10 protein-coding genes and 1 pseudogene are annotated in these 7,910 nt (G+C 46.6%); 3 read left to right on the forward strand and 8 right to left on the reverse strand.

Annotated elements, in window-relative coordinates:
* Window positions 1–350: hypothetical protein (locus ACTIE0_RS21410; protein ID WP_439516979.1), on the forward strand; the 350-nt coding region annotated here is incomplete at its 5' end.
* A gap of 481 nt (window positions 351–831) precedes the next feature.
* Here the strand turns inward: ACTIE0_RS21410 and ACTIE0_RS21415 are convergent.
* Window positions 832–1,899 carry a tocopherol cyclase family protein gene (locus tag ACTIE0_RS21415; protein WP_006621065.1) on the reverse strand — a complete coding sequence of 356 codons (1,068 nt, stop codon included), beginning with the start codon at window positions 1,897–1,899 and terminating at the stop codon, window positions 832–834.
* On the opposite strand from ACTIE0_RS21415, the gene ACTIE0_RS21420 reads away from it, so the two are divergent.
* Window positions 1,889–2,467, forward strand: coding sequence for an Npun_F5749 family FMN-dependent PPOX-type flavoprotein (locus tag ACTIE0_RS21420; RefSeq protein ID WP_008049036.1), 579 nt, complete (start codon window positions 1,889–1,891; stop codon window positions 2,465–2,467). The genes ACTIE0_RS21415 and ACTIE0_RS21420 overlap by 11 nt on opposite strands.
* Here the strand turns inward: ACTIE0_RS21420 and cysE are convergent.
* The 4 genes from cysE to ACTIE0_RS21440 all read right to left on the reverse strand — a co-directional run bounded on the left by cysE (window position 2,464) and on the right by ACTIE0_RS21440 (window position 4,529).
* The gene (gene cysE, locus ACTIE0_RS21425; RefSeq protein ID WP_006670809.1) at window positions 2,464–3,249 is read right to left on the reverse strand and encodes a serine O-acetyltransferase; all 786 of its coding nucleotides are present in this window, start codon (window positions 3,247–3,249) and stop codon (window positions 2,464–2,466) included. The two genes, ACTIE0_RS21420 and cysE, sit on opposite strands and share 4 nt — an antisense overlap.
* Before the next feature lie 104 nt (window positions 3,250–3,353).
* On the reverse strand, window positions 3,354–3,653 hold the full coding sequence (locus tag ACTIE0_RS21430; RefSeq protein WP_006621068.1) for a hypothetical protein: 300 nt from the start codon (window positions 3,651–3,653) through the stop codon (window positions 3,354–3,356).
* A 19-nt stretch (window positions 3,654–3,672) separates the two neighbouring features.
* Complete coding sequence (locus ACTIE0_RS21435; protein ID WP_006670811.1) at window positions 3,673–4,308, reverse strand: hypothetical protein; 636 nt, start codon at window positions 4,306–4,308, stop codon at window positions 3,673–3,675.
* 14 nt (window positions 4,309–4,322) lie between these two features.
* The gene (locus ACTIE0_RS21440; RefSeq protein WP_006621070.1) at window positions 4,323–4,529 is read right to left on the reverse strand and encodes a hypothetical protein; all 207 of its coding nucleotides are present in this window, start codon (window positions 4,527–4,529) and stop codon (window positions 4,323–4,325) included.
* Between the two features lie 316 nt (window positions 4,530–4,845).
* Here ACTIE0_RS21440 and chlP point away from each other — a divergent pair, with 316 nt between their 5' ends.
* Window positions 4,846–6,066: a geranylgeranyl reductase gene (gene chlP, locus ACTIE0_RS21445; RefSeq protein ID WP_006621071.1), complete on the forward strand. Its 1,221-nt coding sequence runs from the start codon at window positions 4,846–4,848 to the stop codon at window positions 6,064–6,066.
* Between the two features lie 151 nt (window positions 6,067–6,217).
* Here the strand turns inward: chlP and coaBC are convergent, their stop codons facing one another.
* The 3 genes and pseudogenes from coaBC to ACTIE0_RS21460 all read right to left on the reverse strand — a co-directional run.
* A complete protein-coding gene (gene coaBC / locus ACTIE0_RS21450; RefSeq protein WP_006621072.1) occupies window positions 6,218–7,474 on the reverse strand; it encodes a bifunctional phosphopantothenoylcysteine decarboxylase/phosphopantothenate--cysteine ligase CoaBC in 1,257 nt (418 codons plus the stop codon).
* Between the two features lie 136 nt (window positions 7,475–7,610).
* Window positions 7,611–7,823, reverse strand: coding sequence for a protein IsiD (gene isiD / locus ACTIE0_RS21455; RefSeq protein WP_006617626.1), 213 nt, complete (start codon window positions 7,821–7,823; stop codon window positions 7,611–7,613).
* 19 nt (window positions 7,824–7,842) lie between these two features.
* Window positions 7,843–7,910, reverse strand: a pseudogene (locus ACTIE0_RS21460) (zinc ribbon domain-containing protein); the annotation flags it as partial.

Below are 7,910 nucleotides of genomic sequence, written 5' to 3' on the forward strand. Positions count from 1 at the left end.
TTGATGAGTATGTCGTCAAGGAAATTTGGCATGGTCTGGGGTTTGACCGTATACTCATTATTGAGTTGCGAATCTTTTTGGGTATTGTACCTTATTGTCATAAGATGTCAAGCAAATCTTGGATTAAATTCTGGCTCCCCAGAATTTTAGGTCTACCTACTATTATCTGCGATCGCAGCAGTTACATATCAGCATCTGCGATTAATTTCCAACGGGACTGGCCGGACTCGAACCGGCGACCTAGCGCTTCAGATTTGTGTGAGTTTCCCCACTCTCTGGACTATCCCTTCACCATAAGCACTCATAGAATGCTCTTAGGTGGTGGCCGTTATGTTCAAGAAGTCGTTTAATCCAACTCCCAAAACCAGTCTCTGCACCTTCTCCAACCGTAGGGGTTAGAGCTTGGCTCAAGATTACCTTATTCATGGTTCACATAAACTTAGGCTTCCTTGAGTTTGACCACATTCACACAAGGGGTTTCCCCACATGGTGCCCGATTCTTCAGGAGGCGCTTGCTCTATCCATCTGAGCCACAGCCCCAGTCATTTACTCTATGGTAACAGATTCTTGTGCTTATATGTTGATTTTTTAGACAATTTTAAAAAATTTGCCCGCCAAGTTAGCCCCAAGGGGTTGACAAAAGCCGGGGATTTCTGGTATTATATTGACATACTCTTACATAATTGGATAGTTGCCAAAATAAAAAAACTGTCAATATTCCCATTATTTTATAATAGTAGCATGAGTCTCCCCAAAAAGCTACCCCCTCCCCCAAAAAATGATTTTTTTTTAACATTGCTTAATTTTTTGTTACAAAACTTAACATAACTATCAATGAACCCAGGTTTCATCCCAGGGACCACCTCCAGTTTCCAGGCCACAGAGGGAACTATGGGCTTCCAGAATTAAGCGTCCCTGTTGTCGGAGTTGTAGGGTTACTTCACCTTTCATAGTATCGCGACAGCAGAATTGCAAGCCATGATGAGTAGGGGCGCGTAGAGGAGTACCGGGGTAGGTAGTGGTAGCCTGGAGGGAAACTTGAAACCGTCCGTTGTCAGCTTGAATGTGCCAATCTCCCCAGGGTGCAATTTGCCAGTGAACTTGAGCATTCCAGGGGACAAACTCATAAAATTGACCGCGATAGTGAATACCGACCATAGCGACGGATTCGAGCCACCACAATACCGATCGCTTTCCGCCGCCTGCTGTGAGAGCCAAATCAGGAATATGGTCAAAACAGTTGCAGTTAACCCAAAACCACTTTCGAGGAAATGCGCCGCCCCAGTTTTTCTCACCGTAAGCGGGGGCGTTAGTAAACTGATAGAGTGTGCCATTCCAGTCAATCCAGCCAGTAGCCGAACCGTGAGCCATTAATATTTGCCATCCCGGTTCAAAAATCGGCAGAAATGATAGCCAGCCAGCGGTTGACTGTTGTTGTCCCCACCCATAAACGGGAGTGATAGTATATTCCCAACTACAGTTACGGGTTCCATCTTTGAGGCGACCTTGATGGTGGGTATCAGTTCCCTGATATCCTTGACGAATAAAGCGATCGAATAGTTGAGAGTCGAGATATCCGGGGGCAGATTTTAGGTCAGTGTCTCCCCAATGACCCAGAGCTAGGGTGTCGGTAGATGCCCAGAATTTATTGACATCAGGGAAAGTCCGACAGAGGTACTGGTCATCTGGTCCTAAAATTTGGGCAGCACCGCCGCTGTGGGGTTGTCCGCCGCTGGGGTCTTCAATGGAGTACATGAAGGCGAAAGTTTGACGGGGTTCGGGGAGAGTGACCCGATAATACCAGCCTTCAAAAAAACGGCGATCGCCGCCTTCCCAGTGATAACCATTGTGGGGGGTAGATAGAGCAGTAATGGGTTTCAAATCAAACATGGCAATCATAAAAACTCCTGTCTGGAGATTAGCGTTGGTGGCGGCTATGCACCGAAACCGTAGCCTTTCCTATTCCCGTTATTTACAGTTAGCGACGGTTCGCCTGGACGGACGACCGGCTAATCGGACGGTAGTATTTAGGGGGTTTATGACTAAGGGCGATCGCCTTAAATTTGTGACGGACACCCGCAGCCAAAAGGTGATAGAAATTGCCGAAAATCCTTGGGGTGAGGCTTGCTGGTATTTTCCGAAAACCCGAGAACAGTTCCGCATCTCTGGTCAGTTAACCATAGTAGAGTACGCAGAGCATCTATGTGATCAGAGTTGGCAGGAGTTATCAGAGGCAGCCAAAAGTCAATTTTTCTGGCCGGATCCTGGTCAACAGCGGCGCGACTCGGGCCACGCTAATTTTGACCCTCCCGACCCCATTCCCCAACAGCCACCCCCCAATTTTTCGGTCCTGCTGCTAACACCTGAGCGGGTGGATCATTTACAATTGCGCGGCGAGCCCCAGAATCGGACAATTTATGATGCTCAAAGTAATGGCACTTGGAAAGGGAAGGCGGTCAATCCTTAAATACCAGAACCGTCTAAAAATTCTTGGATGGCTCTGTTTTTAATCTGACAGCTAGAGCGCGTACCTTCAGAGGTAGTTAAGGTTTGATATTGTCCGTTATAGGTGCGGAAACCTGCTCCTACAGGGACTTTTTCCACCAACGCCACCCGTTCTTGCTGTAGGGATTCCATTTGCTGCTCTAGGGTTTCAATGCGATCTAGCAGAGTCCGAATGACTACGGCTTCTGAGTCAGGTAAACTGCCATGTTCAAGGGGGTTAACTTTGACACCGGAGCGGTAAACAATGCGACCAGGAACCCCTACTACTGTGCAGTTAGAGGGAACATCCCGCAAGACTACGGAACCCGCACCAATGCGAACATTATTACCAATTTGGAGATTACCGAGAACTTTGGCTCCGGCTCCGACGACTACATTTTCCCCTAGGGTGGGGTGACGTTTACCGCTTTCTTTACCTGTACCGCCGAGGGTTACGCCTTGGTAAATTAAGCAGAAGTCTCCGACAATGGCTGTTTCTCCAATGACTACACCCATACCATGATCGATGAAGACACCTTGACCTATGGTAGCCCCTGGGTGGATTTCAATGCCTGTAATAAATCGGGACAGGTGAGATATCAGACGGGGAATTAGGGGTAAACCGATACAGTACAACCAGTGAGCGAGACGGTGAAATAGCAACGCTTGCAGACCGGGGTAGCAGAACATGACTTCTAGCCAGTTCCGAGCGGCAGGGTCGCGATCGAAGATAATGCGAAAGTCGGCTCGAAGGGTCTTTAGCACAATCAATAACCAGTTTCTGTTAAACAAATTACTTATCTATGTTAACGGATGAGGGGCTAATACAAAAGTTTAAATGTCAGGATGTGATCAATTTTACCAGAAAGTTAGAATTTGGTAGATGGACACATACAGTAGTATAGGTTCATTATCGCCTCAAACGCCCAATGGTCGGGGGATACATCAGAAAAGGGAATTGGTAGCAGGTCAAAGCGTTTGGTAGCACAAGCATTTCTCAATGTGGCTTGGTCAATTTGAGCGATCGCTTTTGGTTGGTCCACTACAACAGGATTAACTGAACTGAGGGACTCACGGCTATTGTCGGTGGTTTCGGTGGTTTGGGCGGAAACGGGGGCGATCGCAGTTATTATCAATAAGCTGAGGGGGATTAACTCTTGTGCTTTCATCGGAAAATTTAAGCTCTCATTATGGGGCTATCTTCTTTAGTATAGCTGTTTTGATTCGGTTTATGGGGTGGTGAGTCTGCTTTCTGGTACGTTTAAGGATATGGTAGCTGTAGCCACCTGTATAGAGCAGGTTAACCAATAGGATTAGGGTTTGACCTAGGGGCGATCGCACTTGGGAAAATACTGTATAGCTTGACCATAATACTAACAGCAATTCCATTAGGGACACTAGGGAGCCATAATGTCGGGGGTCCCAGTAGGAAATTGGGCTGATAAAACGGTAGTTACTGAGCGGGAAAAAATGGCGATGGGCATCATCGTTATGAACTGGCAAATCTAATAAGTTATGCCAAATTATACTTATACACAAAACTTGAGCTATCAACCATCCCAACTTAAAGGCGATCGCCCAGGCTAAAATCGCCAAGGGGATAGAATGAAAAATAGCCACAATCCTTTGTATATGCTGAGAGTTATAAGCATCTGACCAGATTTGAGATTCTGGCATTTTGGCGATAAATTTTGCCCAACCGTAGAATACAAAGATGGGAATATCTGGTAAAATACCTCCTAAAACAATGAATAAATTAGCATCGGGTTGGCTGGGATTTGCCAATAAAGCCAGATTAATAATTGCGTGACTGGGGGTATTCATAACCAAAATTAATTTTAGGGAATCAGAGTCAGGCGACCATTTTGCACATAATCAAAAATGCGATTAATTTGATGGCGTTCTAAATCATTAATCTGAGTGTCTGACAAGATAATTGAGATTAATCCCAGATATTGGAGATAGGTCAGTTTCCCGGAAGTTAAGATTTGATTAATTAGTTGAGTAGGCGTTGTGGTTGAGTTTTGCTGATTATTCCAAGGCATAGTTTGGGCTTATTTACGGTTGAGTTAGGGATGGATAATTAATTTAGTCTGCCATTATCAATACTACCGGATTTTCCTGTCAATCATCAATTCCCACCATGCTTGTGGGTAAGGTTGGGGAGAGCCAATAAGTATAATTAACTATTGCTCATGGCTATGAAAGCGGTAAGTGAGAATGAAGTTGGAGTTTTGTAAAGTTATGTTAAGGTGTGTTGCAATACGTCACAAGTCTGAACAGAAACCTCCCCCTAGGCTGCAAGTTCGTGTTAGGATTTTGGCTTAGTAACTGACGAGATAAATTTTTGGGAGAAGACCTTTGACTCTACGGGTTGCTGTTGTCGGATCTGGTCCTGCGGGTTCATCCGCAGCCGAAACGCTAGTAAAAGCTGGAATTGAAACCTATTTATTCGAGCGCAAACTGGATAACGCCAAACCCTGTGGTGGTGCTATTCCTCTGTGTATGGTAAGTGAATTCGACCTGCCACCCGAAATCATTGATCGGCGGGTCAGAAAAATGAAAATGATTTCCCCCTCTAACCGTGAGGTGGATATCAATTTAGAAAATGAAAACGAATATATCGGAATGTGTCGTCGGGAGGTCCTCGACGGTTTCATGCGTGACCGTGCTGCTTCGTTGGGTGCTAACCTAATCAACGGTACTGTTCACAAATTAGAAATCCCCGCCAGCAGTGGCGAACCTTACACGATCCACTACAATGATCATTCTAGTGGTGATGCGGTAGGAACTGCCAAAACCCTGAAAGTAGATCTCGTCATTGGTGCTGATGGAGCTAACTCCCGTGTAGCCAAGGCTATTGACGCTGGGGATTATAATTATGCGATCGCCTTCCAAGAGCGGATTCGCATCCCGGCTGATAAAATGGCTTATTACGAAGATCGGGCGGAAATGTATGTAGGGAATGATGTTTCCCCGGACTTTTACGCTTGGGTGTTCCCGAAATATGATCACGTGGCGGTAGGAACCGGAACCATGAAGGTTAACCAAGCCATGATCAAAAAGCTGCAAGCTGGAATCCGTGCCCGCGCAGCCCATCGGATTGAAGGTGGTAAAATCATTAAAGTGGAAGCTCACCCAATTCCAGAACATCCCCGTCCTCGTCGGGTTGTGGGAAGGGTAGCCCTGGTGGGAGATGCAGCCGGAACCGTAACTAAGTCTTCTGGTGAAGGTATCTATTTTGCGGCTAAGTCTGGTCGTATGTGTGCTGAAACCATTGTGGAAACTTCCAACGCCGGTCAGCGTATCCCCACTGAAGATGATTTGAAACTGTATCTGAAACGCTGGGATAAACAGTATGGCATGACCTACCTAGTGCTGGATGTCCTGCAACGGGTATTCTACCGTTCTGATGCAAGTCGGGAAGCATTTGTAGAAATGTGTTCTGATCTCGATGTACAACGGATGACGTTTGACAGCTATCTGTATAAGACAGTTGTTCCGGCTAACCCGTTAGTACAAATGAAGATCACAGCCAAAACTGTGGGTAGTCTGCTACGCGGTCACGCCCTAGCGCCCTAGCGCCCTAACCTAGTTTAACCGAAAGTTACCGCCCCGCTCTCATCTCAAGAGACGGGGCTATCTTTTAGTTAAATATCTGACCAGCTATGGGCGGGTCAGGGGGGGTTATAAAGAATCTGTAATATAAAGGCGATCGCAGAACCCGCGGCTATTAGGTTATTGGTGAAAAATCAATGAAATCTAACAGGTGATGAGCTAATTGTAACTTAGTGCATCCGCTGATGTTCTGTTTTCTGCCATGGCGCGCGAGTAAGATAGCTTGGTTGGTGTCGCTACCAAAACCCGCCCCAGGTTGGTCAATGGGGTTAGCAACGATCGCATCTAAGTTTTTGCGCTGCAATTTTTCCCAAGCGGGGGCTAAAATATCTCCAGTTTGCGCCGCAAAGCCAACTAACTGCTGGTCGGGGCGTTTTTTTTGTGCCAATTGAGCGACAATATCGGGTACTGTTTCCAAGTCTAGTTGTTGAGGAAGCGATCGCTTAGGTAACTTTTCCGGGTGATAAGCCGTAGGTCGGACATCAGCGACCGCCGCCGCCATAATAGTCAGGTTGGCTGCGGGAAATAATGATAACATTGCCTCGGACATTTGCTGGGCGGTAGTCACACTAACTAAGGTAACCTCTGATAGAGTCTCCACCATCTCCAGATTATTCATGGGACCATGTACCATTGTCACCCGTGCGCCTCGGTGGACTGCGGCTTGAGCGATCGCTATTCCCATTTTACCAGTAGCGGGATTACCAATAAACCGCACCGGGTCTAAATGTTCGCGAGTTCCCCCGGCGGAAATCAGGACTTGTTTATTAGCGAGATCTCGATTTCCTTGGGTATGGAGTAGGGAATAAATATGGGCTAATATTTGTTGAGGTTCTGCCATACGTCCGGCTGCTGACACCTCAACTGATTGGCTGTCGGTATTATTAGGGGTATCGCAGGCGAGAATACCAGGAATGGGAGTAATGCTGTGAAAGCGACTATCTGTTAAAAGTAGTTGCCAATTTCGCGCCACCGCTGGCTGTTTCCACATTTCCCGGTTCATAGCTGGAACCAACAAAATCGGACAGGTGGAAGCCAAAACCGTATTAGTGAGCAAGTTATCCGCCATTCCGGTGGCTAGTTTACTGAGGGTATTGGCGGTTAGGGGTGCAATGACGAAAATATCAGCCCATTGTGCCAACTGAATATGAAGGGGGCGACCGTGGGTAGGCTGCCAAAAGTCGCGATCGCTATAACTGCGATCGCGCGATAAAGTAGCTAAAGTTAGGGGGGTAATAAATTGTTGAGCCGAGTCCGTGACGATAGTACGAACTTCCGCCCCCGATTTTGCCAAAGTGGAAACCACCTCACAAATTTTGTAGGCGGCTATTCCACCAGTTACCCCAATTAAAATACGTCGCCGGTCGGACATAAAAGCTAATAGCTGTATTAGTGATATTTGGTAGGCGCAGAAACCGGGTTTCTCACTAACCGATTTTTCCAGAAACCCGGTTTCTATAATAGTCCCACCCTGGGGAAATTGTGGTTTTGGGGTATCCTAGAATTCTTTAGGCTTCGTCATAGGCTTCTAAATCCAATAAGTGAATATAAGGTTCAACCAATTCTGGACGCTGGAAAGCGATCGCTCTGAGTAAATGCCAATCCTGCAATCCCTCAAATGCGTTGCTGTAATTATCCACTTCCAAGCGGGAAGCTAACTGAGCCACATCATCTGCTGTCAATGCGGAAATCTTGGGCGAAGATTGAGTCAACATTTCCATCTCGCAATACCTGATACATTTACGCGACATTTTTCCGGTTGTTCCCGGACAATGCGACGATAGCACTATTACCCGTTAAGATAACAG

Origin of the sequence: Limnospira sp. (genome assembly GCF_051859755.1) — a bacterium.
GTDB lineage: Bacteria > Cyanobacteriota > Cyanobacteriia > Cyanobacteriales > Microcoleaceae > Limnospira > Limnospira fusiformis.

Bases quoted from the DNA above. Each gene is read 5' to 3' on its own strand.
- ACTIE0_RS21420 (WP_008049036.1), top strand. From the start codon at position 1,889: ATGGCAATCATAAAAACTCCTGTCTGGAGATTAGCGTTGGTGGCGGCT.
- ACTIE0_RS21415 (WP_006621065.1), bottom strand. From the start codon at position 1,899: ATGATTGCCATGTTTGATTTGAAACCCATTACTGCTCTATCTACCCCC.
- ACTIE0_RS21430 (WP_006621068.1), bottom strand. From the start codon at position 3,653: ATGAAAGCACAAGAGTTAATCCCCCTCAGCTTATTGATAATAACTGCG.
- ACTIE0_RS21435 (WP_006670811.1), bottom strand. From the start codon at position 4,308: ATGAATACCCCCAGTCACGCAATTATTAATCTGGCTTTATTGGCAAAT.
- ACTIE0_RS21440 (WP_006621070.1), bottom strand. From the start codon at position 4,529: ATGCCTTGGAATAATCAGCAAAACTCAACCACAACGCCTACTCAACTA.
- coaBC (WP_006621072.1), bottom strand. From the start codon at position 7,474: ATGTCCGACCGGCGACGTATTTTAATTGGGGTAACTGGTGGAATAGCC.
- isiD (WP_006617626.1), bottom strand. From the start codon at position 7,823: ATGGAAATGTTGACTCAATCTTCGCCCAAGATTTCCGCATTGACAGCA.